Source organism: Streptomyces sp. NPDC093600, from assembly GCF_044764755.1.
Classification (GTDB): Bacteria; Actinomycetota; Actinomycetes; order Streptomycetales; family Streptomycetaceae; genus Streptomyces.
The window spans coordinates 234,631-261,398 of record NZ_JBIWIU010000009.1 but is presented as its reverse complement, the minus strand read 5'-3'; the positions used below and the strand labels follow the sequence as shown (position 1 = coordinate 261,398).

Genomic DNA, 26,768 nt, shown 5'->3' with positions numbered 1-26,768 from the left:
GGACGCGTCAGCCGACCAGACGTCGGCGCCAGTCGAGCGGGGTGACGTGAACGGCCCGCCCCGGGGTGCCGTCCCAGACGGTGGGCAGGCCGACAGCCTCGAGCGCGGCCACCACCTCGCGGCCGACCGCCGCGGTCGTCTCCTCCGAGCCGTCGAACCCGCCGTACAGCAGCATCAGACCGTGGCCGGCGGCGGCCGAGTCGGTGCACTGGGTGTGGAAGTACACGAAGCCGCGCGCGTCGGGTGCGCCCTCGGCTCCGATCTCCGCGTTGCCACAGGACCGGCAGCAGGTGAAGTTCTCCCGGCTCGTGATGCCGGCGTGCTCCAGCGCAGTGAAGGCACGGGTGAGCCGCTCGGGGTCGGTCTCGCCCTGCCATTCGGCCTGCTCCGCGACGCGCTCCAGCCACATCCGGTCGGCCAGCGCCTCGGCCTGCTCGCGCGAGAGGGGCCGGCGGTCTTCGGTGACCAGGTAGTCCTCGGCGAGCTCGGACAGTTCGGCGCGGGAGGCGTAGCCGCCGACCAGCACCTCGCGGACGCGCTTCTCCAACTGCTCGCGCTCGTCCTCCTCGATGTCGAGCGGCGCCACCTCACGGGTGGCGCCCATGTCCAGCGGCGACCAGCCCAGGCCGGCGTCCCAGCCGGTCTCCCGGCGCGCCCAGCCGGTCATCGCCGCGATCACGGCCTCGGGACTGTCGGCCCTCACCTGGAAATGCCGGTCGGCGGCACCGTCGCGGTGCTCCAGAGTGAAATCACCACCGGCCTGGTGCCAGACCTGGGTGAAGACGTCAGGCAGGTCCGGTATCCGCTGAAGCACCAGATACCGGTCACCCTCACCGCCGATTCGCCGGACCAGTCCGGCCAGCTCCTCGGCGGACACGCGGACATGCCGCTCCCAGGTCTCCGTCTTCACCACGATCTCGAGCATGCGCAGACTCTGGCACACCCCTCTGACAGCAGACCCTGCCGGGAACCGCGGCTAGCGGGCCAGTATCAGGGACATGGCCTCGGCCCGAGTGGTGGCGTCACGCAGCTGGCCGCGCACCGCCGAGGTCGTCGTCTTCGCGCCCGGCTTGCGGATGCCGCGCAGCGACATGCACATGTGCTCGGCCTCGATCACGACGATCGCGCCCCGCGCCTCAAGGATCTCCATGAGCGAATCGGCGATCTGCGTCGTCAGGCGCTCCTGCACCTGCGGACGGCGGGCGAAGACGTCGACGAGGCGCGCCAGCTTGGACAGGCCCGTAATCTTGCCCGTTTCCGCCGGAATGTAACCAATGTGAGCTACGCCATGGAAGGGCAGCAGGTGATGCTCACAGGTCGCGGTCAGTTCGATGTCCTTCACGAGCACCAGTTCGTCGTGCCCCAGGTCGAACGTCGTCGTCAGGACGTCCTCGGGCTTCATCCACAGCCCCGCGAACAGCTCCCTGTACGCCCGCGCCACCCGCGCCGGCGTCTCCCTGAGCCCCTCGCGGTCCGGGTCCTCACCGACCGCGATGAGGAGCTCTCGTACGGCGTTCTCGGCGCGCTTCTCGTCGAACTCGCCGATCTTGCCCTCGCCGTCCAGCGTCACCGGGTCGATCATCTGTGCCTCGTTCCATCTGAACCGTGGTACGCGAAAAACACCGCGCCCCCACAGGCTAGAACCTGCGGGGGCGCGGCTTCCATTCCGGGTCAGACCTCCGGGGTCTCCTCCGGGGCCACCTCGATGCCGGTTGCCGGCGTCTTGGCGGTGTCGATCGTCGGGCTGCCGTTCGTGCTGTTCACGCCGTTGGTCAGTGCCAGCTCCTTGGGGGAGAGCACCGGCGGGCGCGTCGAGGGCGTACGGCGGGAGGAGCCGGTCCACGCGGGGCGGGCCGGGCGCTTGACGATCGGGGCGAAGATCTCGGCGATCTCCTCCTTGCCCAGCGTCTCCTTCTCCAGGAGCTGCAGGACCAGGTTGTCGAGGACGTCACGGTTCTCGACGAGGATCTCCCACGCCTCGTTGTGCGCGGTCTCGATGAGCTTCTTGACCTCTTCGTCGACCAGCGCGGCGACCTCTTCGGAGTAGTCGCGCTGGTGCGCCATCTCCCTGCCGAGGAAGGGTTCGGTGTTGTCGCCGCCGAACTTGATCGCGCCGAGCCGCTCGGTCATGCCGTACTGCGTGACCATCGCGCGTGCGGTGGCCGTGGCCTTCTCGATGTCGTTCGCCGCGCCCGTGGTCGGGTCGTGGAAGACGAGCTCCTCGGCCGCGCGCCCGCCCAGCATGTAGGCGAGCTGGTCGAGCATCTCGTTGCGCGTGGTCGAGTACTTGTCCTCTTCCGGGAGCACCATGGTGTAGCCCAGGGCCCGGCCGCGGGACAGGATGGTGATCTTGTGGACGGGGTCGGAGTTCGGCGAGGCCGCCGCGACCAGGGCGTGGCCGCCCTCGTGGTACGCGGTGATCTTCTTCTCCTTGTCCGACATGATCCGGGTCCGCTTCTGCGGGCCCGCGACCACGCGGTCGATCGCCTCGTCCAGGGAGTGGTTGTCGATCAGCTTCTTGTCCGAGCGGGCGGTCAGGAGCGCCGCCTCGTTGAGGACGTTGGAGAGATCGGCACCGGTGAAGCCGGGCGTGCGGCGGGCGACGGCGCCGAGGTCGACGTCCGGGGCGACCGGCTTGCCCTTCTGGTGGACCTTGAGGATCTCCAGGCGGCCCTGCATGTCCGGGCGGTCGACGGCGATCTGCCGGTCGAAGCGGCCGGGGCGCAGGAGCGCCGGGTCGAGGATGTCGGGCCGGTTGGTGGCGGCGATCAGGATGACGCCGCCCTTCACGTCGAAGCCGTCCATCTCGACGAGGAGCTGGTTGAGGGTCTGCTCGCGTTCGTCGTGGCCGCCGCCGAGGCCGGCGCCGCGGTGGCGTCCGACGGCGTCGATCTCGTCGACGAAGACGATCGCGGGGGCGTTCGCCTTGGCCTGCTCGAACAGGTCGCGGACCCGGGAGGCGCCGACGCCGACGAACATCTCGACGAAGTCGGAGCCGGAGATCGAGTAGAACGGCACGCCGGCCTCGCCCGCGACGGCGCGTGCGAGGAGGGTCTTGCCGGTTCCGGGCGGGCCGTACAGCAGCACACCCTTGGGGATCTTGGCGCCGACGGCCTGGAACTTCGCCGGTTCCTGGAGGAACTCCTTGATCTCGTGGAGTTCCTCGACGGCCTCGTCGGACCCCGCCACGTCGGCGAAGGTCGTCTTCGGGGTGTCCTTGGTGATGAGCTTGGCCTTGGACTTCCCGAAGTTCATGACTCGGGAGCCGCCGCCCTGCATCTGGTTCATCAGGAACAGGAAGACGACGACGATGAGCACGAAGGGGAGCAGCGAGAGCAGCACGGACAGGAACGGGCTCTGCCGCTCCGGGGAGACCGTGTAGCCCTTGTCCAGCGCGCCGGACGAGGCCTGGTTCTGGAGTTCGGTGGTCAGGTTGGCGCCCTGGTCACCGATGTAACTGGCCTGGATCTTGGTGCTGCCGCCGTACTTGTCCTTGTCGGCGCCCTTCTTGAGCTCGACCTTGATGACCTGCTCGTCGCCGGTCGTCAGCTTGACCTGGTCGGCCTGCTTGTCATTGATCGCCTGGACGACCCTGCTGGTGTCCACCGTCTTGTAGCCCTCGGACGAGCCGACGACCTGCATCAGCACGACCACGGCGAGGACGGCCAGCACGATCCACATGACCGGCCCACGGAAGTATCGCTTCACGTCCATCCATACGGAGCGAGAACGCTCCGTCCCTCCTGCCCGTAGGTAAATGCTGCTATGAGAAAAAGCTGTTCTTCGGACGGTACCCCAGCATTGTCACCCGCGACCGCCTTCCCTTCCTCCAACGGTGGAAAGGCGGTACGGGTTCCCCTGGGTCAGCCTCCGTACACGTGCGGCGCGAGGGTGCCGACGAAGGGGAGGTTGCGGTACTTCTCGGCGTAGTCGAGGCCGTATCCGACGACGAACTCGTTCGGGATGTCGAATCCGATCCACTTCACGTCGATGGCGACCTTCGCGGCGTCCGGCTTGCGCAGCAGCGTGCAGACCTCCAGGGAGGCCGGCTCGCGCGAGCCGAGGTTGGAGAGCAGCCAGGACAGGGTCAGTCCGGAGTCGATGATGTCCTCGACGATCAGGACGTGCTTGCCCTTGATGTCGGTGTCGAGGTCCTTGAGGATCCGGACGACGCCGGAGGACTGGGTGCCGGCGCCGTAGGAGGAGACGGCCATCCAGTCCATGGTGACGGGGGTGGACAGCGTGCGCGCCAGGTCCGCCATCACCATCACGGCGCCCTTGAGGACTCCGACGATGAGCAGGTCCTTGCCCGCGTACTCCGCGTCGATCTTCGCGGCCAGCTCGGCCAGCTTCGCGTCGATCTCTTCCTTGGTGATGAGCACCGACTTGAGGTCGGTGCCCATGTCCTTCTCGTTCACCCGGGTCACTTTCGTTGCAGCTTGCGTCAGCCTTGCCGGATGACCAGTCTGCCACCCTGGCGTCGCGCCTCGACGCGACCGGGCAGATTGATGGCTCCTTGGCCGCGCCAGCCGGTGATGAGCCGGTCGACTTCCTCGATGTGGCGGGCGAAGAGGGAGCCGGCGGGTGCCCCTTCGGCGATGACGGCGCGGCGCAGGACGCGGCGGCGGACGGCGGGCGGGAGGCCGAAGAGTTTGGCGCATTCGAGCCGGCCCGCTTCGTCGCGTACGGCGGTCTCCGCGTCGGCGGCCCAGGAGTCGAGGGCGTCGGCGTCGTCGCGGGAGAGCCGGGCCGTGCGGGCGAGGGCTTCGACGACGCCTTTGCCGAGGGCCTTCTCCAGGGCGGGCAGGCCCTCGTGGCGGAGGCGGGAGCGGGTGTAGGCCGGGTCGGCGTTGTGCGGGTCGTCCCATACGGCGAGTTCCTGGGCGACGCAGGCCTTGCGGACGGTCTGGCGGTCGAGCTCCAGGAAGGGGCGGCGGTAGCGTCCGGCGGCGCCGGAGACGGCGGCCATGCCGGAGAGGGAGCGGATGCCGGAGCCGCGGGCGAGGCCGAGGAGGACGGTTTCCGCCTGGTCGTCGCGGGTGTGGCCGAGCAGGACGGCGGTGGCGCCGTGGCGTTCGGCGGCGGCGTCGAGGGCGGCGTAGCGGGCGTCGCGGGCGGCGGCCTCGGGTCCTCCTTCGCGGCCGACGGTGACGGTGACGGCCTCGACGGGGCCGAGGCCGAGTGCGGCCATGCGGCCGGCGACCTCGGTGGCGCGGAGGTCGGAGCCGTCCTGGAGGCCGTGGTCGACGGTGATGCCGCCGGCGCGGACGGCGAGTTTGCGGGACTCGAAGGCGAGCGCGGAGGCGAGCGCCATGGAGTCGGCGCCTCCGGAGCAGGCCACGAGGACCAGCGGGCGGTCCGGGGCGGTGCCCGGGGGCCGGCCGCTCCGGTCGGGGTGGCCGCCGGCGTGGTCGGCGCGGGTGTGGTGCTCGGTGAGAACGTCGTGGAGTACGCGGCGGACCGCCAGGCGTATCGCCGCGACCGCAGGATGGGGACCCATGTCCGGTGCCCTTCGTGAAAGTGGGGTGCCTCGGTCGGAGTCTTAACGGTCGGAAGAGGGGGTTCGGTCACTCAGAGTGCGTCGATGGTGACAGAACCTGGCCGTTACCCGAGCATTGCACGCCCCACCCCTTGCCTACGGTCCCTCGTATGGGTGATGGGGGCCGTCTTCTCCTGTCGTACGTCGCACCCGTCTCACGAGTCTGCCTTACGGTGCACCCTCGCCACCCAGTCGGCCGGTGTGGCGAGCTCGGCCTTGGTCGGGAGCGTGTTGGGGGAGGTCCACACGCGGTTGAAGCCGTCCATGCCGACCTGGTCGACGACGGCTCGTACGAAACGCTCTCCGTCGCGGTACTGGCGGAGCTTGGCGTCGAGGCCGAGGAGCTTGCGCAGGGCCAGGTCGAGGCGGGAGGCGCCGCGCGCCCGGCGCTGCTGGAACTTCTCGCGGATCTCGGCGACCGAGGGAACGACCTGGGGTCCGACGCCGTCCATGACGTAGTCGGCATGGCCTTCGAGGAGGGACATGACGGCGGTGAGGCGGCCGAGGACCTCGCGCTGCTCGGGGGTCTGGACGAGTTCGACGAGGGAGGGGGCGGGCTCGCCCTCCTCGCCTTCGGGGCGGCCGCCGACCAGGGCCTGGGCGGCTTCGCGCAGGCGCTCCACGACGGTGGAGGGGTCCACGTCGGTGGCGGCGAGGAATGACTGGATCTCGCCCTTCAGATGGTCGCGCAGCCAGGGCACGGCGGTGAACTGGGTGCGGTGGGTCTCTTCGTGGAGACTGACCCAGAGCCGGAAGTCGTGCGGGGAGACGGCGAGTTCGCGTTCGACGTGGACGATGTTGGGGGCGACGAGGAGGAGGCGTCCGCCGCCGTCCTCCCCTGCCGGGAGGTCGCGGGTGGCGGGGGCGAAGGTCTCGTACTGGCCGAGGATGCGGGAGGCGAGGAAGGACAGCAGCATGCCGAGCTCCACGCCGGTGACCTTGCCGCCGACGGCTCCGAACACGGCGCCGCCGGGGGTGTTCGAGCGGCGTTCCCGCATCTTGTCGAGGAGCGGGGAGAGCAGTTCGCGGAAGCCGGCGACGTTGGCCCTGATCCAGCCGGCGCGGTCCACGACGAGGACGGGGGTGTCCCGTGGTTCGTGGCCCTCGGGGATCATCCGGGTGAAGGCCCGGACGTGCTCCTCGGACGCCTTGGCGTGCCGCCGCAGCTCGGCGACGACTTCCCGGGCCTCGTCGCGGCTCACCTCCGGGCCCGGTTTGACCAGGCGGATCGCGGTCGCGACCGCGAGATTCCAGTCGACCATCTCGGCACCACCGATGCTCGTCATGCGTCAACCGTACGTTCTCGGCGTCTGATCGGCGCCGGTTCCGCGCGTACGGCTTGCGTGCGGCTCGCGTGCGCCGGTCACGGCTGTTGGGCGCCGGTCGGCAGCCGTCCGGCGGGCGGGGCGAGGGCGGCGGAGAGCCGGTCGAGGGCGGGCCGCGCGATGTACGGGGAGGGGGTCCGGCCGGCCAGGAAGGCGAAGGCGATCAGCCGTCCGTCGGCGGTGACGACGGTTCCGGCGAGGGTGTCGACGCCCTGGAGGGTGCCGGTCTTGGCGCGGACGAGGCCGGCGCCGGTGGTGGCGGGGCCGCTGTCGAAGCGCTCTTCGAGGGTGCCGCTGAAGCCGCCGACGGGCAGTCCGGTGAGGACGGGCCGCAGGGCGGGCCGGGCGGGGTCGGCCGCGCGGGTGAGCAGGGCGGTGAGGAGGGCGGCGGAGACGCGGTCGGCGCGGGAGAGCCCGCTGCCGTCGGCGAACCGCGCTCCCTCGACCGGCAGGCCGAGCGCGGCGAGCTCCGCCCGTACGGCACGGCCGGCGCCGTCGAAGCTCGCGGGCTGCTTGCGGGCGAGGGCGGTCTGGCGGGCGAGGGCTTCGGCGAGGTCGTTGTCGCTGTGGGTCAGGGTCCGCTCGACGAGGGCGGCGAGGGGTGCGGAGGAGGTGCGGGCGAGGGGAGTGGTCGCGGGGGCGCGGCCGGGGGCGGGAACGCCCTGGACGGTGATGCCGGCGCCGGTGAGGAGGTCGGCGAAGGCGGTGGCGGCGGCCTTGGCCGGGTCGTCGCTGCGCGGGGCGCGTCCGCTGCGGGAGCCGTCCAGGCGGCCGGCGTCGAGCATGAGGGGGCTGACGGGGGCGATGTTGTCGTTGCGGCCGATGGGGTGCCGGACGGGGCCCTGGTAGAGGCTCGTGTCGTAGGTCACCCGTACGGCGGTGAGGCCCCGGCCTTTGAGGGCGCGGGCGGTGTCGATGGCCAGGGCCCGCAGCCGGGCGCGGTCGAGGGTGGGGTCGCCGCCGCCGGTCAGGGTCACGGTGCGGGCGTCCTGGCCGGCGGCGACCGTGGTGGGGATGCGGTGGTCGGGGCCGAGCGCGGAGAGCGCGGCGACCGTGGTGGCGATCTTGATGGTGGAGGCCGGGGTCATGGGGGTCGTGGCGCCCTCGCCGTACAGCTGCCGGCCGGTGGCCGTGTCGACGACGGACGCGGTGCGCAGGGGTCCGAGGCCGGGGTCGGCGAGGAGCGGGGCGAGGACGCGGGCGAGGTCGCCCGGGCGGGTGCCGGCGGGGGTGCCGAGGGCGCGGAGGACTCCGGCCGCGCTGGGGGCCGGGGCGGGGGTCGCGGCGGCGGGCGGTCCCGCGTGATGTGCGCCACCTGTGGGGGCCGTGGCGGCTGCCCTGGTCCGCTCGGCCTTACGCTGACCGTTGTCCCACGGGCCGGCGGCGGCCACCGCTCCGGCGGCCAGGGCCAGACCGAGTACCGCAGAGCACGCCGTGAGCTGCCAAGTCCTCGGCTCCGGCACAGCTGACCAGCCCCTTTCGCGATCACACACAGGCGTGAGGGACACTTAACCACTGCGCGTTGCCGCAGGCATTCACATGTGTTGATTCAGGAGGAGCCACCCGTGGAGTTCGACGTCACCATCGAGATCCCGAAGGGGTCGCGGAACAAGTACGAGGTCGACCACGAGACCGGTCGCATCCGCCTGGACCGCCGCCTCTTCACCTCGACCAGCTACCCGGCCGACTACGGCTTCGTCGAGAACACCCTCGGCGAGGACGGTGACCCGCTGGACGCGCTGGTCATCCTGGACGAGCCGACCTTCCCCGGCTGCCTCATCAAGTGCCGCGCCATCGGCATGTTCCGGATGACGGACGAGGCCGGCGGCGACGACAAGCTGCTGTGCGTCCCCGCCTCGGACCCGCGCGTCGAGCACCTGCGCGACATCCACCACGTGTCGGAGTTCGACCGCCTGGAGATCCAGCACTTCTTCGAGGTCTACAAGGACCTGGAGCCCGGCAAGTCCGTCGAGGGCGCCAACTGGGTCGGCCGCGCCGAGGCGGAGGCCGAGATCGAGGCCTCCTACAAGCGCCTCGAGGCGCAGGGCGGCGCCCACTGAGTGGGGCCACGTCGACGACGTGACGGGCGGTGCACCTCCGGGTGCGCCGCCCGTCTCGCGTAACGCCGTATGTGCATGTCCATACTGGGCAGACGGGGCGAATGGGAACGAAGGCGGGAACAGTAGTGGCGGAGTCTGACGGCCTGGAGGACCGCAAGCCGCAGTCGGACGAGGCGCGGAGCGCCTTCACCCCGCCGGCCGGGGTCGAGCAGCCGGTGGTGCCGGAGGAGGAGCATCCGACCTCCGAGTTCGCCGTTCCCGATGGTCTCGCCACGGAGCCGCCGGCCGAGCACGAGGGGTCGGCGTTCGCTCCGCCGTCGACCTACTCCGCCAAGCACTCGCCGCCGGCTTTCACGCCCTCGCACGGCATCCCGCTGGTGAAGCTGTCCAAGGACGCTCCCTGGCAGGACCGGATGCGGACCATGCTGCGGCTGCCGGTGGGCGACCGGCCTGTGCCGGAAGCGCTGCGCAAGGAGGACGAGAGCGGCCCTCCGGTGGCGCGCGTGCTCGACCTCGCCCTGCGTATCGGGGAGCTGCTGCTCGCGGGCGGTGAGGGCGCGGAGGACGTCGAGGCGGCGATGTTCGCGATCTGCCGCTCGTACGGTCTGGACCGCTGCGAGCCGACCGTGACGTTCACCCTGCTCTCGGTCACGTACCAGCCGTCGCTGGTGGACGATCCGGTCACGGCGAACCGGACGGTACGGCGGCGGGGCACCGACTACACCCGGCTCGCGGCGGTCTACCAGCTGCTCGCGGACATCAACGCCGAGGCGCACGAGGTCACGCCCGAGGAGGCGTACCGGCGGCTGGCGGAGATCCGGCGCAACCGGCATCCGTACCCCGGCTGGGTGCTGACCGGGGCGGCCGGTGTGCTGGCCGGTGCGGCGTCGGTGCTGCTCGGCGGCGGGGCGACGGTCTTCTTCGTGGCGGCGCTCGGCGCGGTGCTCGGCGACCGGCTGGCGTGGCTGTGCGCGGGGCGCGGGCTGCCGGAGTTCTACCAGTTCCTGGTGGCGGCGATGCCGCCGGCGGCGATGGGGGTGCTGCTGACGCTGCTGCACGCGGACCTGCGGCCGTCGGCGGTGATCACCGGTGGGCTGTTCGCGCTGATCCCCGGGCGGGCGCTCGTGGCGGCCGTCCAGGACGGTCTCACCGGCTTCTACATCACGGCTTCGGCCCGGCTCCTGGAGGTCGGGTACTTCTTCGTCGCGATCGTCGTGGGCGTGCTTTCGGTGCTGTACGTGGCCGTGCAGTTCGACGCCGAGCTGAACCCCGAGGGTGTCCTGAACCCGGTCGAACGGCCGGTGGTGCAGATCCTCGCGTCGATGGTGCTGTGCGCGACGTTCGGGATCCTGCTGCAGCAGTCGCGGGAGACCGTGCTCTTCGTGACGCTGAACGGCGGAGTCGCGTGGGTGATCTACGCGTCGATCGCGGTGACGGCGGGCGCGTCGGCGGTGATGGCCACGGCGGTGGCGGCCGGGCTCGTGGGTCTGTTCGGGCAGCTGATCGCCCGCTACCAGCACACGTCGTCCCTGCCGTACGTGACGGCGGCGATCGGGCCGCTGCTGCCCGGTTCCGCGACCTACTTCGGAGTCCTGGCCATCGCCCAGAACAACCTGGACCAGGGCTTCACCTCCCTGGCGAAGGCCGCGGCGCTCGCCCTGGCGATCGCGATCGGGGTCAACCTGGGAGGCGAACTGGCCCGCCTCTTCATGCAGGCCCCGGGCGCGGCGGCCGCCCGCCGCGCCGCGAAGCGCACCAGGGGCTTCTAGTTTTTGGGGCTCGGTTCGCCTCCGGGCGCCCACCAGCGGCGAGTGAGCCGAAGGGCGCGCGGCTGCCAAAAGGGAGAACGCGCGCAGGTCCCGAGGAACGAGGGACCGAGCACGGCCGACCGTCGACAGACGCATAAAGCGCCCGGAGGCGAACCGAGCCCCTGAAAAATCAGCGCTTGGCGTGGCGGCCGCGCTCGGTGGGGGTGTCCTGGTCGACGGGGGTGGCCTCGGTGCGGGCGGCGGCCTTCTTGGACTGGGAGCGGGCGCGGAGGTACTCGATCACGATCGGGACGACCGAGATCAGCACGATCAGGATGAGGATCGCCTCGATGTGCCGGTGCACGAAGTCGATCTTGCCGAGGGACGCGCCGAGCAGGGTCACGCCCGCGCCCCACAGGACACCGCCGATGACGTTGAAGATGATGAACGAGCGGTAGTTCATCCGGCTCACACCGGCGATGATCGGCGTGAACGTGCGGACGATCGGCACGAACCGGGCCAGGATCAGCGACTTCGGCCCGTGCTTCTCGAAGAAGTCGTGCGCCTTCTCCACGTTCTCCTGCTTGAAGAGCCTGGAGTCGGGGCGCTTGAAGAGGGCCGGGCCGACCTTGCGGCCGAAGAGGTAGCCGACCTGGTCGCCGATGATCGCGGCGATCACGATCAGCGTGCAGACGAGCCAGAGCGGCGTGTCCAGCTTGCCGGTGGTGACCAGCAGGCCGGTGGTGAAGAGCAACGAGTCACCGGGCAGGAAGAACCCGATGAGCAGGCCGGACTCGGCGAAGACGATGACCAGGACACCGATCAGACCGAAGGTCTGGATCAAATAGTCCGGGTCCAGCCAGCTCGGTCCGAGGGCAAGCGTATTCACGGGTTCCGGGCTCCTGCGGTCGGTGGGGCGGGGGACGGCTGCCCCAAAGTATCAACGCATTCTGACGGCTTCGGGTTCCACGGGCACCTCCCGGGGCCCTCCGGGATGCGGGTGGGGCCCGTGGGGCCGAGTCTGGGGGCCAGGTGGATCACGTGTGACGCCCGCCCGGAAGGAGATCCCCCGTGCCGCTGCACCAGGTTCCCGCCGAGCCGGAGCCCGACCGGCGTCTGGCCCTCAACCCGTTCTACGGCGAGGCCGACCCGGTCGGCGGCATGACCGAGGCACCACCGCGGCACCGCCTGCCGGACGGGCCCCTGCCGCCCATGACCGCCTACCGGCTGGTCCACGACGAGCTGATGCTCGACGGCAACTCCCGGCTCAACCTCGCCACCTTCGTCACGACCTGGATGGAGCCCCAGGCCGGTGTGCTGATGGGCGAGTGCCGCGACAAGAACATGATCGACAAGGACGAGTACCCGCGTACCGCCGAGCTGGAGCGGCGGTGTGTCGCCATGCTCGCCGACCTGTGGAACGCGCCCGACCCGTCGGCCGTCGTCGGCTGCTCGACCACCGGCTCCAGCGAGGCGTGCATGCTCGCGGGCATGGCTCTCAAGCGGCGCTGGGCGCGGCGGAACGCGGACCGCTATCCGGCCGCCGCCCGCCCCAATCTGGTGATGGGGATCAACGTCCAGGTCTGCTGGGAGAAGTTCTGCGCCTTCTGGGAGGTCGAGCCCCGGCTCGTGCCCATGGAGGGCGACCGCTTCCATCTGGACCCCGAGGCGGCCGTCGCGCTCTGCGACGAGAACACCATCGGTGTCGTCGCCGTGCTCGGTTCGACCTTCGACGGCTCCTACGAACCCGTCGCCGAGATCTGCGCTGCGCTGGACACTCTCCAGGAGCGCACCGGTCTCGACGTCCCCGTGCACGTGGACGGCGCCTCGGGCGCGATGGTCGCGCCGTTCCTGGACGAGGGCCTGGTGTGGGACTTCCGCCTCCCGCGCGTCTCCTCGATCAACACCTCGGGTCACAAGTACGGCCTGGTCTACCCGGGCGTCGGCTGGGCGCTGTGGCGCTCGCCCGCCGAACTCCCCGAGGACCTGGTCTTCCGGGTCGACTACCTGGGCGGCGACATGCCGACCTTCGCCCTCAACTTCTCCCGGCCCGGCGCCCAGGTCGTCGCGCAGTACTACACCTTCCTGCGGCTCGGCAGGGAGGGCTACCGGGCGGTCCAGCAGGCCACCCGGGACGTCGCCAGGGGGCTGGCCGAGCGGGTGGAGGCGATGGGCGACTTCCGGCTCCTGACCCGAGGCGACCAGCTGCCCGTCTTCGCGTTCACCACCTCCCCGGACATCACCGCGTTCGATGTCTTCGACGTGTCCCGCCGGCTGCGCGAGCGCGGCTGGCTCGTCCCCGCCTACACCTTCCCCGCCCACCGTGAGGACCTGTCCGTGCTGCGCGTGGTCTGCCGCAACGGCTTCTCGGCCGACCTCGCGGAGCTGTTCGTGGAGGATCTGAGGCGGCTCCTGCCCGAACTGCGCCGCCAGCCGCACCCTTGGAGCCGCGACAAGGCGGCGGCGACCGCCTTCCACCACTGACGGCCGGCCGCCGCGCCGCTATCTGCTGAGCCGCCTGAACTTCGCCACCGCCAGCGGGAAGAAGGCGGCCAGGAGCAGCAGCGGCCACACCACGGCCGCCATGACGTGCCCGGGCTCCCCTCCCGGGTTGCCGAACAGGTCCCGTACCGCCGTCGCCGTGGCGGACATGGGGTTCCACTCCACAGCCGTGCCCAGCCATCCGGGCATCGTTCCGGGAGCGGCGAAGGCGTTGGAGAGGAAGCCGATCGGCCAGACCAGGATCTGCACGGTCTGCACGAGTTCGGCCCGGCCCGCCACGAGCGCCAGGAAGATGCCGATCCACAGCATCGCGAACCGCAGCAGGAGCAGCAGCCCGACGGCCCCGAGGAAGGCGCCCGGGCCGCCGTGCGCACGCCAGCCGATGGTGTACCCGACACCGATCATGAGGATCAGCCCGGCGGCGGACTGGAGCATGTCGGCGACCGAGCGGCCCACCAGGACCGCGCCGTCGGCCATCGGCATGGACCGGAACCGGTCGATCACGCCCTTGTCGAGGTCCCGGGTGACGGCCGTCATGGTGCCTTCGAGGCCGAAGACCATCGTGAGGGTGAGCATGCCGGGCACGAGGAAGTCGACGTACGGCCCGTCGATGCCCCTGCCCCCGCCGACGAGGTAGCCGAACATCAGCAGCATCATGATCGGGAAGACGAGTCCGACCACCACCTGGACCGGCTGTCTCGCCCAGTGGGCGAGTTCGCGGCGGGTCATGGTCCAGCAGTCGCTCATCACGTACACGGCGCTCATGCCGCCACCTCCGTCGCGTGGTCGGGCGCGCCGGTCAGGTGCAGGAACACCTCGTCCAGCGTGGGCCGTCGCAGGGCGATGTCCTCCGCCTCGATCCCGGCCGCCTCCAGGGCCCGTACGGTCTCCGCCAACGCGGCCATCCGGTCGGTGACCGGGGCGCTGATCCGGCGCCGGTCGGCGTCGAGGGCCACGTCGGCCGCCGGAAGCAGCCGCGCCGCCTCGGCGAGCCGGCCCGCGTCCCGCAGGACGACGTCGATCCGGTCGCCGCCCACCTTCGCCTTCAGCTCGTCGGCCGTGCCGTCCGCGACGACCCTCCCCCGGTCCACGACCGAGATGCGGTCCGCGAGCTGGTCGGCCTCCTCCAGGTACTGGGTGGTCAGCAGCACGGTCGTCCCGCCGCCCACGAGGGAGCGGACCGAGTCCCACACCTCGGCCCGGCCCCGTGGATCGAGGCCGGTCGTCGGTTCGTCGAGGAAGAGCACGTCGGGCTCGGTGAGGAGCGAGGCCGCGAGGTCGAGCCGGCGCCGCATGCCGCCGCTGTACCGCTTGACGGGCTTGCGCCCCGCGTCCGTGAGGCCGAACCGCTCCAGGAGCTCGTCCGCGCGGGTCCCGGCACGCCTGGCGCCGAGGTGGTGCAGCCGCCCGAACATCTCCAGGTTCTGCCGGCCGCCGAGCTCCTCGTCGACGGCGGCGTGCTGGCCGAGGAGACCGATCCGCCGCCGCACCTGGGCGGCCTGCCCGCGGACGTCGAAGCCCGCGACGCGCACGACTCCCTCGTCGTGCCGCAGCAGTGTGGCCAGGATCCGTACCGTCGTGGTCTTGCCGGCGCCGTTGGGGCCGAGCACCCCGTGCACCGTGCCGCCGCCGACGACCAGATCGAGGCCGTCGAGCGCCTGCTTGTCCCCGTACCGTTTCCGCGCGCCCTCGACGACGATCGCGTCGGTCATCCGCCCATCTCCTTCACTCGTATCCGCCCACACCTCGCCAGTAGTCAAACTTGACTACGCGGTGACGCTATGCCCGAGTCGGTCATTGGTCAAACTTGATTAGTCGGAGGTTCCCGACGCGAACGGGTTCTCCTGGTCCTCCGCGAGGACTCCCACGAAGGGGTCCCCGCCCTCGCCCGCGAAGGAGTACGCACCCGCCTCGATCCGCTCGATCAGACCGAGCGTCCACTCCTTGCCCGCGTCGGCGGAGTGCACCCAGAGGTGCATGATCTCGCCGATGTGCCCGAGCTGCTGCGGGCCGCCCTCCGGGGTGTAGTACCCGGTGACGGCCGAGCGCCACTCGTCGAGCGCCCGCAGCCGCTCGCGCAGCAGCTCCACGACCTCGGCGCGGGGCAGGTCGACGATGAAGCCGATGCCCGCCGACAGCACGTCCATCTTCTGGTCGTAGGTGGTCAGCGCCTCACGCAGCAGGGCGAAGTACTCCTCGGTGCCCCGGTCCGTCACCTCGTACTCGGTGCGCGGCGGTCCGCCGGCCGTGCTCGGCGCGGTCTCGTAGGCGCGCAGCAGGCCCTGCTTGGCCATCTGCTTGAGCGCGTGGTAGATCGAGCCGGGCTTGGCGGTGGACCACTCGTGCGCGCCCCAGAACTCCAGGTCGTTGCGGACCTGGTAGCCGTGGGCGCGGCCGTGCCGGCGCACCGCGCCCAGGACGAGGAGCCGGATCGCCGACATCCCTCCACCCCTCTCATCAACTGCGACCAGGGTACGGGGGACGTCGGGGGCGTCACCCTCGCGTCACCCTTCCTGCTCCCGCTTGATCAGCGAGAACGAGTCCTGGCCGTCCAGGGACTCCCGGATGATGTCCGCGTGCCCGGCGTGCCGCCCCATCTCCTGGACGAGGTGGAGGAGCATCCACCGCACCGACACCCGCCCGTCCTTCGGGAACCACGGCGCCGGCGGCAGCGGGAAGGTGTCGTCCAGGCTCGGGACCTCGCGGACGAACTCCTCGGTCTCCTTCTTCACTCCGTCCCAGAAGTCCAGCAGCCCGGGGATCGTCTCGCCGTCCACCAGCCGGAACGCCTCGCCCCAGGTCTCCTTCGAGCGCTGGCGCTCGTTCGGCCGCTGCTGCGCCAGGCGCAGCCAGTTCAGCTCGACCTCCGCGACGTGCTTGATCAGGCCGGAGAGGCTGAGCTCACTGGCGCTGGGGCGGCTCGCCGCCTGCTCCTCGGTGAGACCGAGGGCGGCGCGGCGGATCGCGGCCCGCTGCGCCTCGACGAAGTTGAGGAACGCTCCGCGCTCGTCGCCGGGGGTCTCCGCGGGAACAAGAGCAACCATGGTGTCCGCCTTCCGTACGTACCTGAACGACCGGTGGGTGCCGGGAGGGCCTGCCGCCTTCCCGACACCCCTCACGCTACGCACCCTTGCGGACAGGAATGGTCCTAAATGGGTGGCCCTAAAAGGCTGGCCCTAAAAGGGGAAGTGGCTCCGCCCGTGCTGGATCGAGATCCACTTCTGGGTGGTGAAGGCGTCGATCATCGCGTCGCCGTTCAGCCGGCCGATACCGGAGTGCTTCTCGCCGCCGAACGGCACGATCGGCTCGTCGTGGACCGTGCCGTCGTTGATGTGGATCATGCCGGTGTGGATGCGCTTGGCGACCCGTACGCCGCGCTCCAGGTCACTGGTGTGGACGGCGCCGCTCAGCCCGTACGGGGTGTCGTTGGCGATCCGTACCGCCTCGTCCTCGCCGTCGAAGGGGACGATCAGGGCGACCGGGCCGAAGATCTCCTGGCCGAGGACGGGCGCGTCGGCCGCGATGCCGGTCAGGACTGTCGGGGAGACGACGTTGCCGTCCGCCGCGCCGTGCAGCAGGGCCGTCGCGCCGCCCTCGACCGTCTGCTCGACGAGCGCCGAGATGGCCTCCGCCTGCTGGGAGTTGATCAGCGGGCCGATGTGGGTGGCGGGGTCGGCCGGGTCGCCGACGCGCAGCGTCCTGACCTTCGCCACGAACTTCTCGGTGAACTCCGCCTCCAGCGTGCGGTCCACCAGGATCCGGTTGGCCGCCATGCAGACCTGGCCCTGGTGCACGAAGCGGCTGAAGACGGCCGCGTCGACGGCGTAGTCGACGTCGGCGTCGTCCAGGACGATCAGGGCGCTGTTGCCGCCCAGTTCGAGGACGGCGTGCTTGAAGTGCTGGGCGCAGACGGTGGCGACATGGCGGCCGACCTTGTCGGAGCCGGTGAAGGAGATGACCTTCGGGATGGGGTGGGTCAGCAGCGCGTCGCCTATCTCGGCGATGTCGGTGACGACGACGTTCAGCAGACCGGCCGGCAGGCCGGCCTCCTCCAGGACCTTGGCGACCAGGGTGCCGCCGCAGATCGGCGTGTTCTGGTGCGGCTTGAGGACCACGGCGTTGCCGAGCGCGAGCGCGGGCGCCACCGACTTGATCGACAGGAGGAAGGGGAAGTTGAAGGGGGAGATGACACCGACGACACCGACCGGGAGGCGGTAGACGCGGTTCTCCTTGCCGTCCACGGGCGAGGGCAGGATCCGGCCCTCGGGGCGCAGCGCCAGCTGGATCGCCTCGCGCAGGAACTCCTTGGCGAGGTGCAGCTCGAAGGCCGCCTTCAGGCGGGTGCCGCCGAGCTCGGCGACGATGGCGTCGCCGATCTCCTGCTCGCGCTCCTCGACGATCCGCAGCGCGCGCTCGAAGACCAGCCGGCGGGTGTACGGGTTGGTCTCGGCCCACGCGGCCTGGGCGCGCTCGGCGGAGCGGTAGGCGCGGTCGATCTCGTCGGCGGTGGCGACGGTGATCGAGGCGAGCTTCTCCCCGGTGTAGGGGTTGAAGTCGATGATGTCCCACGACCCGCTGCCGGGCTTCCACTCGCCGTCTATGTACTGGTGAGCCAGGTCGGTGAAGTAGGCCATGGACATTGGGCGAGACCCCTTAACCCGCGGTGGCGGACGTCGGTACGGACGCGACTGATGTGACGTCATCCTACTGACGAGTCAGGAGAGTTGGAGGAGTCCTCGGAGAAGGTCCCGACTTTCGGCCGGATCGGGACTGTCCTTCTGCAGTCGCTCCATCACACGCGCGTACTGGCCGACCTCCTCGCGCTTGTCGAGGTAGAGGGCGCTGGTGAGCTGCTCCAGATAGACGATGTCGGAGAGGTCCGACTCGGGGAAGCTGAGCATGGTGAACGAGCCGCTCTCGCCGGCATGGCCGCCGAAGCTGAACGGCATGACCTGGAGCGTGACTCCGGGGTGCTCGGAGACCTCGATGAGATGCCTCAGCTGGCCCCGCATCACCGCGCGGTCGCCGTAGGGCCGGCGCAGCGCGGCCTCGTCGAGGACGACGTGGAAGTGGGGGGCGTGCTCCGAGACCAGGATCTTCTGGCGCTCCAGGCGCAGAGCGACGCGACGCTCGATGTCCGCGCTCGGGGCGTCGGGCATGCCCCGGCTGACGACAGCGTGCGCGTACGCCTCTGTCTGCAACAGGCCGTGCACGAACTGGACTTCGTAGACCCGGGTGAGGGAGGCGGAGCCTTCGAGGCCTATGTACGTCTGGAACCAGCCGGGCAGGACGTCGCCGAAGCTGTGCCACCAGCCGGCCACGTTGGCCTCGCGGGCGAGCCCGAGGAGCGAGCCGCGCTCCCTGTCGTCGCTGACGCCGTAGAGCGTGAGCAGGTCCTCGACGTCTCTGGCCTTGAAGCTCACCCTGCCCAACTCCATACGGCTGATCTTGGATTCGGACGCGCGGATCGAGTAACCGGCCGCCTCGCGGGTGATGCCGCGCGACTCGCGCAGTCGCCTCAGCTGCGAGCCGAGCAGGATGCGCCGCACCACGCTCCCGCTCGCCCCGCTCGATTCGCCTGCGGTCACGGCTCCAGCCTTCCCTTCGGGGGTCCAGGGCCCCGGATTCTGCCACTAAACGCTTCAGCGCGTACACATTCGATTACTCAAAGACGGCGACTTCAGGGCGGGTTGGCGTTTCCGGCGAAAGAGTCGGCAGAAGATTTCCCCAGAATCGGCGCGGGGAAGGACAGGTCCGGCGCGTGCACGTGCATCTGCCCTTGCATCCAGGGGTCGCTTTCGGAACCATGGACGCGCAGCCGCGTACACCTCGTGTCGTCGCACCACCTGTAGCACCACGCCGTCGCACCACAGCCGCGATTCGCCGCGATTTCCGGGAGTGCCTCGCATGGGGACGAATGGATCGACCATGCTCGAGCCGTTACGGCAGGGGCTTCCGCCGATCGATCCCGCGGCCGTCTCCACCTCGGCCTCCTGCTCGCTGCCCCCGCGCTACGACGCGGTGCGCGGCGCACGGAAGTTCACCCGCACCACGCTGGTCCAGTGGGATCTCGCGGACCGCTTCGACGATGTGGCCCTGGTCGTCTCCGAACTCGTCACCAACGCCCTGCGCCACGCGCTCCCGGCGGACGCGCCCCAGGAGGAAGGCCAGAATCCGCCGGTGCGGTTGCATCTGATGCGCTGGTCCTCGCGGCTGGTGTGCGCCGTGCGCGACCCGAGCCACAAGAGCCCGGAGGCGCGCGGGAGCGACGACTGCGCGGAGGGCGGCCGGGGACTCTTCCTCGTCGACTCCTTCAGTGACGGCTGGGGCTGGCACCCGCTGGCCGGGACGCTCCAGGGCAAGGTGGTCTGGGCACTGTTCCGGCTGGGGCCGGAGTAGTACGCGCCCACGCGAACAGAAAGGGGCCCCGGCGGATGCCGGGGCCCTCTTCCGCGTACGCGATCACGCACGGCTCACACCAGGTGGTCGAACTCCCCGTCCTTGACCCCCAGCAGCAGCGCCTCTATCTCGGCGGGCGTGTAGACGAGCGCCGGCCCCTCGGGGTGACGGGAGTTGCGCACCGCCACGTCTCCGCCGGGCAGCTTGGCGAACTCCACGCACGAACCCTGGGAGTTGCTGTGCCGGCTCTTCTGCCACACGACACCCCGCAGCTCCGTGGCCGCCATGCCGTTGTACGCGTGATGCGCGTGGTGCACTGGTAGCTCCCCGAGATGCTTCGTGCAGTGGTCAACTTCCTCGGATCATAGCCGTGTTCACGTTACCAATGCATGAGCATCTGCACGTGCACGAGGGGTGGTGTGTCGACTACGCGACGCTCCGTACCAGCGTGCCTCAGCGGGCTACCGACGAGTAAGGCAAGAGTGCCATCTCGCGGGCGTTCTTGACGGCCCGGGCGATCTGCCGCTGCTGCTGCGCGCTCACGCGCGTCACCCGGCGGCTGCGGATCTTGCCCCGGTCGGAGATGAACTTCCGCAGCAGATCGGTGTCCTTGTAGTCGATGTACGTGATGCCGTCCCGGTCCAGCGGGTTGGGGCGCGGCTTGGCGGGCTTGCGGGGGGACTTGGGGGGCACGGGTCAGACCTCCAGGAGGGAGTCGAAGGCGGGCGGGAGCCGCTTCCAGGCGTCGCGCCCGGCGGCGTACTCGGCGTCGGTGAGCAGGCAGGAGTCGAGGACCTCGGCGAGGCCGTCCCGGTCAAGGCCGGGCGAGGTGAAGACCAGGTGCTGGCAGCGGTCGCCGTGCTCGGGGTCCCAGTCGAGGGCGGCGGCGGCCCGGCGGACCGGCGGCACCATCTCCCAGGCGGCGTCGGGCAGCGAGGCCAGCCACGGCCCGGCGCTCTCCACACAGAGGGCGCCGCCGGCCGCGTCCCAGGCGAGCAGGGTGTCGGGCTTGTCGGCGAGCCAGAACCGCCCCCGGCTGCGGGCCGCGGCGCAGGTCAGGTCCTCCAGGGCGGCGTAGAGGCGCTCGGGGTGGAAGGGCCGGCGGTGGTGCCAGACGTAGGTGGCGACGCCGCTCGCGTCGGCCTCCTGCGGCAGCAGGGCGCACGCCGGGTGCTGGGCGGCCGCGGCGGCCTCGACGTCGAAACCGGCGAGCGCGACGCCGGCCAGTTCCGTACCGCCGTCGATGGGCACGTGCCGCGCCGTGGGGTGGAGCTGGGTGAGGAGGGCCCGGTCCTCGTCGTCCGCGTCGGGGTTGTCGAGGAGGGCGAGGACGGGCGCGTACTCCAGTTGGCGCGCCCAGGTGTCGGCGACGGTCCGCTGGTCCGTCGCGGCGGCCGCGAGCCCGGCGTCGGAGAGGTCGTCGCCGTTGCCGAGGTAGGGCAGGACGAGGGCCGGGTCGACGGCGGTGATCACGGCGCCGATCCGGAGCCCGGCGGCGGCCACGACCTCGGCCATCGCCTTGGGCTCGACCGAGTCCCACAGTTCGACGACGGCCAGACGGGTCAGTCCGCTGCCCGCGAGCCGTTCCAGCTCGGGGACGAGGTCCTCGCGCAGGGCGCAGCAGGCGCAGTCGTTGACGAGCGGGGTCTCGTCGGTGGACAGGACGCCGGTGGCGTCGCGGACGGTTCGGGCGACCGTCCCGGTCGCCGGGGCCGTCGCGAGGTCGTGGTGGAGGGCGACGCTGCCGGGGACGGTGGCGAGGAGCCGGTCCACGGCGGCGCGGCGGGCGTCGGAGTGCAGACCTCCGACGAGGGCGACGGAGAGGCCGGGTGACATCAGCGTGCCTCGCGCCGATCGTCCTTGCGGCCGTAGCGGCGCTCGAAGCGCTCCACCCGGCCGGCGGTGTCGAGCACGCGCGCGGTGCCGGTGTAGAAGGGGTGGCTCGCGGAGGAGATCTCGACGTCGACGACGGGGTACGTGTGGCCGTCCTCCCACTCCACCGTCTTGTCGCTGGTCAGCGTGGAACGGGTGAGGAAGGCGAAGTCGGCGGCCTTGTCGCGGAAGACGACGGGGCCGTAAGCGGGGTGGATGCCGTGCTGCATGGGGTGCTCAGCGCTCCTCTCGGAAGTCGACGTGCCGGCCGGCGACCGGGTCGAACTTGCGCAGGGTGAGGCGGTCGGGGTTGTTCCGGCGGTTCTTGCGGGTGACGTAGGTGTAGCCGGTGCCGGCGGTGGACCGGAGCTTGATGATCGGGCGGAGTTCGTTGCGGGCCATGGCGTGTAGAGTAAATGAACATGGTTCCCATTACCAATAATCGCTCGGAGAGGTAGGTCACCCTTGTCCGCCCACTGCCAGCTGACCGGCGCCCAGCCCGGATTCGGCAACCGCATCTCGCACTCCCACCGCCGTACGTCACGGCGCTTCGACCCCAACATCCAGCGCAAGCGCTACTGGCTGGCCGGCGAGGGCCGGTACGTCCGGCTGACGCTCAGCGCACGGGCGATCAAGACCGTCGACACGATCGGGATCGAGGCCGCCGTGGCCCGGATCCGCGCGCGGGGAGTGAAGGTCTGATGGCGAAGAAGAGCAAGATCGCGCGCAACGAGCGGCGCAAGGCGGTCGTGGAGCGGTACGCCGCGCGGCGGGCCGAACTGAAGGAGATCATCCGCCGCCCGTCCACCGCGGAGGCCGAACGCGAGGCGGCACTGCGGGAGTTGCGCCGCCAGCCCCGCGACGCGAGTGCGACCCGGGTACGCAACCGGGACGCCGTGGACGGCAGGCCGCGCGGTCACCTGCGGAAGTTCGGCATCTCCCGGGTCCGGCTGCGGGAACAGGCCCACGCGGGGTTCCTGCCGGGGGTGCGCAAGGCGTCGTGGTGAGCGGGTGGCCGAGGTGCGCGAGGCGTCGTGACCGGGTGGCCGGGGTGCGCAAGGCGCCGTGGTGACCGGGTGATCATCCCTGCCGGGTGAGCGAGGCCCTGTCCGTGGCGGTCGAGCGGCGGCGGGTCAGCACGCGTGTCGTGCTGCCGTCGTCCTCGCTGATGTCGCGGACGTGCTCGAAGCCGATCCGGTTCAGCAGGGTCAGCGACGCGCTGTTCGGCGCCGCGACGGTGGCGTGCACCTCGGTCAGTCCGAGCGTGTCGAAGCCGTAGGCCACGAGGGCTCGGGCCAGCTCCGTCCCCAGTCCCGATCCCCACGCGGCCGGTGCCAGCGCGTAGATGATCTCGTGGCCTCCGGACTCCTCGGTCGGCTTGATCTCGGCGTGCCCGATCAGCCGGCCGTCTCTGCGAACGGCCCAGACGTCGAACAGGCGGTGGGCGTAGACCGTCGTGAAGATCCGCCCGAACAGGGCCCGGTCCTCCTCCTCGGAAGAGGGGCCGTCACCCATCCACCGCGACACCGCCACATCCTGGAACAGAGCGACGAAGTCCTCTTCGTCCGCAGGGGTGTAGGGCTCCAGGAGCAGGCGGTCGGTACGCAGGGTGGGGGCCGGGGTCGGGGTCATGGACGGTGACGTTATCCAGGCGACGCCCCGCCCGGCGAACCACTTTCCACGGCGTGGGCCCCGAGACAAAAGACCGTGCCCTATGGCTTCTCCGTCAGGGCCGCGCTGAGGTCGTCGAGCGCGTCCAGGAGGAGTCGGGCGCTCGTGTGGAGCAGGAAGTGGTCCGGTGGGGCCGTGTCCCAGGCGGCGACGGTCTCCCGCAGGTCGCCCCAGCGCGGCACCTCCCGCTCCCGTACCGTCCTCGCGCCCCGTTCCGTCGCCCGGCGCAGCGACTCCGCGAGCACCGTGGCGGCGGGGACCGGTGGCGCGCCGCGCTCCGGCAGGTGTGCCTCAAGCAGCATCGCGACCCGTCCGAACTGGGCCAGGGCGTGCCCGGCGTCCTCCGCCGCCGCGCGCGAAAGGCCCCGGTGGCGCACCGGTTCGTGGGTCGCCCGCGCCACCGCCTCCTGCCAGGCGATCCGGGCCGTCCTGGTCTCCAGGAGCGCCTCGCGGACGTCGGGGAGTGCCGGGCCGGCCGAGGCGGCGTAGTGGGCGACGACGGCGGCGGCGTACCGCCCGTCCGCCACCAGCCAGTCGGCGAGGCGGTGGCGCAGCCGGGGCGTCTCCCACGCCGGATAGACGGCGTACGCGACCATCGCCAGGACGCCGCCCAGCAGCGTCAGGACCACCCGCTCGGGGACGGTCTGCGTCCACGCCGAACCGCCCGTGCCGAGCAGGAAGACGACGTACGCCGAGACGCAGACCTGGCTGACGGCGTACCCGGTGCGCATCAGCAGGTACATCCCGAACGCGCACCCCACCGCGAGCGCGGCCGAGGAGTACACGCCGGGGCGGGCGGTCTGCACGATGCCGGTGGCGAGGGCGACGCCGAGGAGGGTTCCGCCGAAGCGGGCGACGGAACGGGCGTACGTCTGGGAGAAGTCGGGGCGCATGACCATCACGGAGGCCATCGGGGCCCAGTAGCCGTGGCCGAGGGGGAGGGCGGTGCCGAGGACGTAGCCGGCGGCGGTGACCACGGAGACGCGGACGGCGTGGCGCAGGATCGGCGAGTCGTGGCGCAGTTCGGCGCGCACCCGGGCCAGGGCGACGGGGGTCAGCCGCAGGAGGGTGGGGCGGGAGCGTGCCTCGGCTGCGGTCTCGGTGCGCGGCTCGGCGGTCTCCACGACGTCGTCGAGGAGCGCGGCGAGCCGGACGGCGGCGCGGCGGGGCGGGCCGGTGAGGATCGCGCCGGTGTCGGGGGTACGGAGGGCGGCGAGCGCGGCGGGCGGGAGGTCGACCGGTGTGCCGTGGCGGATGGCGTGGGCGGCGGCGTCCAGGACGGCACCGGCGGCGCCCAGCAGCTCATGGACCCGGGCGCGCTGCGGGCCTTCGGCCGGGACGCCGACGGCCGGGTCGGCGAGGGAGGCGAGCACGGGGCGGATCCGCTCGGCCAGGCCCCGGGCGCCGTGCAGCTCGGCGGGGCGGCGGCGGGCCTGGCGGGGGGTGACGGCGGCGGCGCTGCGGGCCGTCATGAGCGGTACGGGGTCGAAGGAGGCGGTGGGGTCGTGGCGCAGGCGCCGGGCGTAGTCCGCCTCGGCGGCGAGCGCGTCGGCCAGGGCGTCGCGTTGGGCGCCCCAGCGGCGGATCGGGAGGAGCACGACCAGCGCGGCCTGGACGAGACCGCCGACGGCGATCATGGCGGCGTGGCCGGCGGCTCCGGCGACGGAGGTGGGGAGGGTGACGGTGACCAGCATGATCGCGACGTTGGAGGAGGCGATGATGCCGACGGTCGGGCCGTTGGCCCAGGCGAGCCCGGACAGGAAGGTCCAGAGGATGAGCAGGGCGAGGAAGAGGGCGGGGTGGGCGCCGGCGTTGGTGACGTAACCGAGGAAGGTGGAGACGGCGAGGCTGGCGCCGGAGGCGAGGGCGAGGGTGGGGCGGGGGCGCCAGGAGCGCTGGAAGGTGGCGATGGCGGCCTGGAAGGCGCCGAAGGCGGAGGAGATGGCGACGCCGGGTCCGAAGAGGGCGAGGGAGACGCCGACGACGAGGGCGAGACCGAGGGCTCCACGGGCGGCGACGAGGGGTTCGAGCCGCCGCCGCTCGACGGCGAGCCCGGCACGGGCGGTCTCCTTCAGGGCGCGGAGCCAGCTCATGGGGTGAGGTTATCCACGAAAGGGTGGACCAGACATTTCGGCCGCATGGTCGGCCGGGGCCCGGCGGGGCGGGGCCCGGGCCGGTCAGGGGCCCCGGTTGGGGCCGACGCGCCGTGGGCACCGCCCGCGCGGGTCAGGAGCCCGGGTGGGTCAGGAGCCGCCGACGGTCATGGGCCGCCCCGGACTCGTCAGGCGCCCCGGACGTCAGGAGCCGCCCCGGACCCGTCAGGTGCCCCGGACGTCAGGAGCCGTCTAGGAGTCGTCAGGAGCCGCCCCGGACGGCGCGGCGGTCGGGGCCGAGGCCCGCGCGGTTCGCGGCCGTCGTGCCGTGGGTCCAGCCCGCCTCGTCCCACATCGCGCGGACCCGGGTCGTACGGGTCTCCGGGAAGAGCTCGTCCGTGCGCGAGGTGACCGCGACATCGCGGGAGGCCAGGACCGGCAGCAGCGTCGGCGTCTCGGCCGCCACGCGGCGCGAGGTGCTCGCCAGCCGCGCACCCAGACGGTTCGCGTAGGCGAGGAGGAAGGACTGGCGGAAGGACTTCGTGCGCTTGCGGCCACCCGCCCGCTGTTCCGCCTCCGCCCGCGTCATCGCCGAGGTCCCCTGGACCAGGAGCGAGGTGTAGAGCAGTTCCACCGGCTCCAGGTCCGCCTCGAAGCCGATCACCGTCGAGAAGCCGTACGCCTCGTTCCACACCGCCCGGCAGTGGTTCGCCGTCGCCACCGCGTCCAGCAGGATCGCCTTGGCCTGCTCGTACGGCGCGCCCACCCCGATCCGAACCGCCCCCGGCGTCTCCCCCGCCGGCGCGCCCGCCGCGAGCGACGCCTCGTCCAGGCTGTGGCGGGCCATCAGCTCCTGCGCCTTGGCCGTCAGCGCCTCGGCCTCCTCCGGGTAGCCGGTCGCCTCCGCCTTGGCGAGCAGGGCCCGGACGCGGGTCAGCATGCGGGACTCCCCCGCCGCCGGGGGCGGGAGCAGCGCGTCGCCCGGCACCGGGCCCACGGGATCGAGGGACGGCAGCCGGACCAGCAGGCGGTACAGCTCCAGGACCGCCGTCGCGTACGAGAAGCGGTCCGCCTTCCAGGGGCGTGTGTCCAGCTCGGCGATCTGCGCCGCCCAACGCGCCGGCAGGCGCTCGTAACCGCCCGTCTCCGTCGCGATCAGGGCGCCGAGCAGACGGACGTGCTCCTCCCGCAGGTCCCGGCGGGCCAGCCGTACGACATCGGCCGGCTGCCAGCCGCGCTCCCACGCCCGGCGGACGAACTGCTCGCCCCGGCGGGCCAGTTCCGCGTCCGCCGCCGGATCGGCGGCGAGCAGCGACGCCGCTGTGTCCAGTGCCCGCTCGTCGTCCGTGTAGAGCGCTTCGAGCGCCCGCTCCACCGTGCCGCTCACTTCTGCTTCGCGTCCCATTCCTCGCGCGCCCGCCCGATCACCACGCGACCTTACGCGGTCCCGGTCACTCCACCAGGATGGTCCTCACCGCGCACCCCCGCGACATCGGGGTAGGGCTGGGCCTACCCCCGAGACGCCCTCCAGCGGTCGTGATCGGAAGAGGCGGAAACGG

At 71.5% G+C, this 26,768-nt stretch carries 28 protein-coding genes; 6 read left to right on the top strand and 22 right to left on the bottom strand.

Annotation, left to right across the window (positions count from 1 at the left end; all coding sequences use genetic code 11):
• Nucleotides 1–7: 7 nt before the first annotated feature.
• From ACIRB4_RS23020 to dacB, 7 genes are all read right to left on the bottom strand, one after another.
• Complete coding sequence (locus tag ACIRB4_RS23020; RefSeq protein WP_403293907.1) at nt 8–925, bottom strand: DUF6891 domain-containing protein; 918 nt, start codon at nt 923–925, stop codon at nt 8–10.
• Nucleotides 926–976: 51 nt separating this feature from the next.
• Nucleotides 977–1,582 carry a GTP cyclohydrolase I FolE gene (gene folE / locus ACIRB4_RS23015; protein WP_403293906.1) on the bottom strand — a complete coding sequence of 202 codons (606 nt, stop codon included), beginning with the start codon at nt 1,580–1,582 and terminating at the stop codon, nt 977–979.
• 89 nt (nt 1,583–1,671) lie between these two features.
• Nucleotides 1,672–3,714, bottom strand: a complete 2,043-nt coding sequence (gene ftsH, locus ACIRB4_RS23010; protein ID WP_403293904.1) for an ATP-dependent zinc metalloprotease FtsH — start codon at nt 3,712–3,714, stop codon at nt 1,672–1,674.
• Between the two features lie 149 nt (nt 3,715–3,863).
• Nucleotides 3,864–4,403 carry a hypoxanthine phosphoribosyltransferase gene (gene hpt, locus ACIRB4_RS23005; protein WP_403294021.1) on the bottom strand — a complete coding sequence of 180 codons (540 nt, stop codon included), beginning with the start codon at nt 4,401–4,403 and terminating at the stop codon, nt 3,864–3,866.
• Between the two features lie 41 nt (nt 4,404–4,444).
• Complete coding sequence (tilS, locus tag ACIRB4_RS23000; protein ID WP_403293902.1) at nt 4,445–5,500, bottom strand: tRNA lysidine(34) synthetase TilS; 1,056 nt, start codon at nt 5,498–5,500, stop codon at nt 4,445–4,447.
• 194 nt (nt 5,501–5,694) lie between these two features.
• Entirely contained in the window at nt 5,695–6,825 is a 1,131-nt protein-coding gene (locus ACIRB4_RS22995) for a zinc-dependent metalloprotease (RefSeq protein WP_403293900.1), read from the bottom strand.
• A 77-nt stretch (nt 6,826–6,902) separates the two neighbouring features.
• Nucleotides 6,903–8,327 carry a D-alanyl-D-alanine carboxypeptidase/D-alanyl-D-alanine-endopeptidase gene (dacB, locus tag ACIRB4_RS22990; protein ID WP_403293899.1) on the bottom strand — a complete coding sequence of 475 codons (1,425 nt, stop codon included), beginning with the start codon at nt 8,325–8,327 and terminating at the stop codon, nt 6,903–6,905.
• Nucleotides 8,328–8,429: 102 nt separating this feature from the next.
• Here dacB and ACIRB4_RS22985 point away from each other — a divergent pair, with 102 nt between their 5' ends.
• A complete protein-coding gene (locus tag ACIRB4_RS22985; RefSeq protein WP_019888410.1) occupies nt 8,430–8,924 on the top strand; it encodes an inorganic diphosphatase in 495 nt (164 codons plus the stop codon).
• Nucleotides 8,925–9,025: 101 nt separating this feature from the next.
• Nucleotides 9,026–10,693: a threonine/serine exporter ThrE family protein gene (locus ACIRB4_RS22980; RefSeq protein WP_403293896.1), complete on the top strand. Its 1,668-nt coding sequence runs from the start codon at nt 9,026–9,028 to the stop codon at nt 10,691–10,693.
• 169 nt (nt 10,694–10,862) lie between these two features.
• Here ACIRB4_RS22980 and ACIRB4_RS22975 read toward each other — a convergent pair whose 3' ends face one another.
• The gene (locus tag ACIRB4_RS22975) at nt 10,863–11,561 is read right to left on the bottom strand and encodes a DedA family protein (protein WP_403293894.1); all 699 of its coding nucleotides are present in this window, start codon (nt 11,559–11,561) and stop codon (nt 10,863–10,865) included.
• 182 nt (nt 11,562–11,743) lie between these two features.
• Between ACIRB4_RS22975 and ACIRB4_RS22970 the strand changes: the two genes are divergently transcribed.
• Entirely contained in the window at nt 11,744–13,156 is a 1,413-nt protein-coding gene (locus ACIRB4_RS22970) for a glutamate decarboxylase (protein ID WP_403293892.1), read from the top strand.
• 18 nt (nt 13,157–13,174) lie between these two features.
• On the opposite strand, the gene ACIRB4_RS22965 is transcribed toward ACIRB4_RS22970, so the two are convergent.
• The 6 genes from ACIRB4_RS22965 to ACIRB4_RS22940 form a co-directional block, all read right to left on the bottom strand.
• Complete coding sequence (locus tag ACIRB4_RS22965; protein WP_403293890.1) at nt 13,175–13,939, bottom strand: ABC transporter permease; 765 nt, start codon at nt 13,937–13,939, stop codon at nt 13,175–13,177.
• Nucleotides 13,936–14,886: an ATP-binding cassette domain-containing protein gene (locus ACIRB4_RS22960; protein WP_403293888.1), complete on the bottom strand. Its 951-nt coding sequence runs from the start codon at nt 14,884–14,886 to the stop codon at nt 13,936–13,938. The genes ACIRB4_RS22965 and ACIRB4_RS22960 overlap by 4 nt, the downstream gene beginning before the upstream one ends.
• Before the next feature lie 99 nt (nt 14,887–14,985).
• Complete coding sequence (locus ACIRB4_RS22955) at nt 14,986–15,615, bottom strand: PadR family transcriptional regulator (RefSeq protein WP_403293887.1); 630 nt, start codon at nt 15,613–15,615, stop codon at nt 14,986–14,988.
• A gap of 63 nt (nt 15,616–15,678) precedes the next feature.
• Nucleotides 15,679–16,218, bottom strand: coding sequence for a DinB family protein (locus ACIRB4_RS22950; protein ID WP_403293885.1), 540 nt, complete (start codon nt 16,216–16,218; stop codon nt 15,679–15,681).
• A gap of 132 nt (nt 16,219–16,350) precedes the next feature.
• Nucleotides 16,351–17,808, bottom strand: coding sequence for an aldehyde dehydrogenase family protein (locus ACIRB4_RS22945; RefSeq protein ID WP_403294018.1), 1,458 nt, complete (start codon nt 17,806–17,808; stop codon nt 16,351–16,353).
• 81 nt (nt 17,809–17,889) lie between these two features.
• The gene (locus tag ACIRB4_RS22940) at nt 17,890–18,762 is read right to left on the bottom strand and encodes a helix-turn-helix domain-containing protein (RefSeq protein ID WP_403293883.1); all 873 of its coding nucleotides are present in this window, start codon (nt 18,760–18,762) and stop codon (nt 17,890–17,892) included.
• A gap of 319 nt (nt 18,763–19,081) precedes the next feature.
• Between ACIRB4_RS22940 and ACIRB4_RS22935 the strand changes: the two genes are divergently transcribed.
• A complete protein-coding gene (locus ACIRB4_RS22935; protein ID WP_403293881.1) occupies nt 19,082–19,573 on the top strand; it encodes an ATP-binding protein in 492 nt (163 codons plus the stop codon).
• Between the two features lie 74 nt (nt 19,574–19,647).
• Here ACIRB4_RS22935 and ACIRB4_RS22930 read toward each other — a convergent pair whose 3' ends face one another.
• From ACIRB4_RS22930 to rpmG, 5 genes are all read right to left on the bottom strand, one after another.
• On the bottom strand, nt 19,648–19,860 hold the full coding sequence (locus ACIRB4_RS22930) for a DUF397 domain-containing protein (RefSeq protein WP_041129870.1): 213 nt from the start codon (nt 19,858–19,860) through the stop codon (nt 19,648–19,650).
• Between the two features lie 166 nt (nt 19,861–20,026).
• A complete protein-coding gene (gene rpsR, locus ACIRB4_RS22925) occupies nt 20,027–20,266 on the bottom strand; it encodes a 30S ribosomal protein S18 (RefSeq protein WP_137988604.1) in 240 nt (79 codons plus the stop codon).
• A 3-nt stretch (nt 20,267–20,269) separates the two neighbouring features.
• Complete coding sequence (locus ACIRB4_RS22920; RefSeq protein ID WP_403293879.1) at nt 20,270–21,409, bottom strand: CobW family GTP-binding protein; 1,140 nt, start codon at nt 21,407–21,409, stop codon at nt 20,270–20,272.
• Nucleotides 21,409–21,675 (bottom strand): type B 50S ribosomal protein L31, encoded by a 267-nt coding sequence (locus ACIRB4_RS22915; protein WP_403293877.1) that lies wholly within the window; start codon nt 21,673–21,675, stop codon nt 21,409–21,411. The genes ACIRB4_RS22920 and ACIRB4_RS22915 overlap by 1 nt, the downstream gene beginning before the upstream one ends.
• 7 nt (nt 21,676–21,682) lie before the next feature.
• Nucleotides 21,683–21,847 (bottom strand): 50S ribosomal protein L33, encoded by a 165-nt coding sequence (gene rpmG / locus ACIRB4_RS22910; protein WP_403293875.1) that lies wholly within the window; start codon nt 21,845–21,847, stop codon nt 21,683–21,685.
• 63 nt (nt 21,848–21,910) lie between these two features.
• On the opposite strand from rpmG, the gene rpmB reads away from it, so the two are divergent.
• The gene (gene rpmB, locus ACIRB4_RS22905) at nt 21,911–22,147 is read left to right on the top strand and encodes a 50S ribosomal protein L28 (protein WP_403293874.1); all 237 of its coding nucleotides are present in this window, start codon (nt 21,911–21,913) and stop codon (nt 22,145–22,147) included.
• The gene (gene rpsN, locus ACIRB4_RS22900; protein ID WP_403293873.1) at nt 22,147–22,452 is read left to right on the top strand and encodes a 30S ribosomal protein S14; all 306 of its coding nucleotides are present in this window, start codon (nt 22,147–22,149) and stop codon (nt 22,450–22,452) included. The genes rpmB and rpsN overlap by 1 nt, the downstream gene beginning before the upstream one ends.
• A gap of 73 nt (nt 22,453–22,525) precedes the next feature.
• Here the strand turns inward: rpsN and ACIRB4_RS22895 are convergent, their stop codons facing one another.
• From ACIRB4_RS22895 to ACIRB4_RS22885, 3 genes are all read right to left on the bottom strand, one after another.
• Nucleotides 22,526–23,077 carry a GNAT family N-acetyltransferase gene (locus tag ACIRB4_RS22895; protein ID WP_403293871.1) on the bottom strand — a complete coding sequence of 184 codons (552 nt, stop codon included), beginning with the start codon at nt 23,075–23,077 and terminating at the stop codon, nt 22,526–22,528.
• A gap of 80 nt (nt 23,078–23,157) precedes the next feature.
• Nucleotides 23,158–25,209, bottom strand: coding sequence for an FUSC family protein (locus ACIRB4_RS22890; protein ID WP_403293870.1), 2,052 nt, complete (start codon nt 25,207–25,209; stop codon nt 23,158–23,160).
• A gap of 262 nt (nt 25,210–25,471) precedes the next feature.
• Nucleotides 25,472–26,614 (bottom strand): DUF2786 domain-containing protein, encoded by a 1,143-nt coding sequence (locus ACIRB4_RS22885; RefSeq protein WP_403293868.1) that lies wholly within the window; start codon nt 26,612–26,614, stop codon nt 25,472–25,474.
• Between the last annotated feature and the right edge of the window lie 154 nt (nt 26,615–26,768).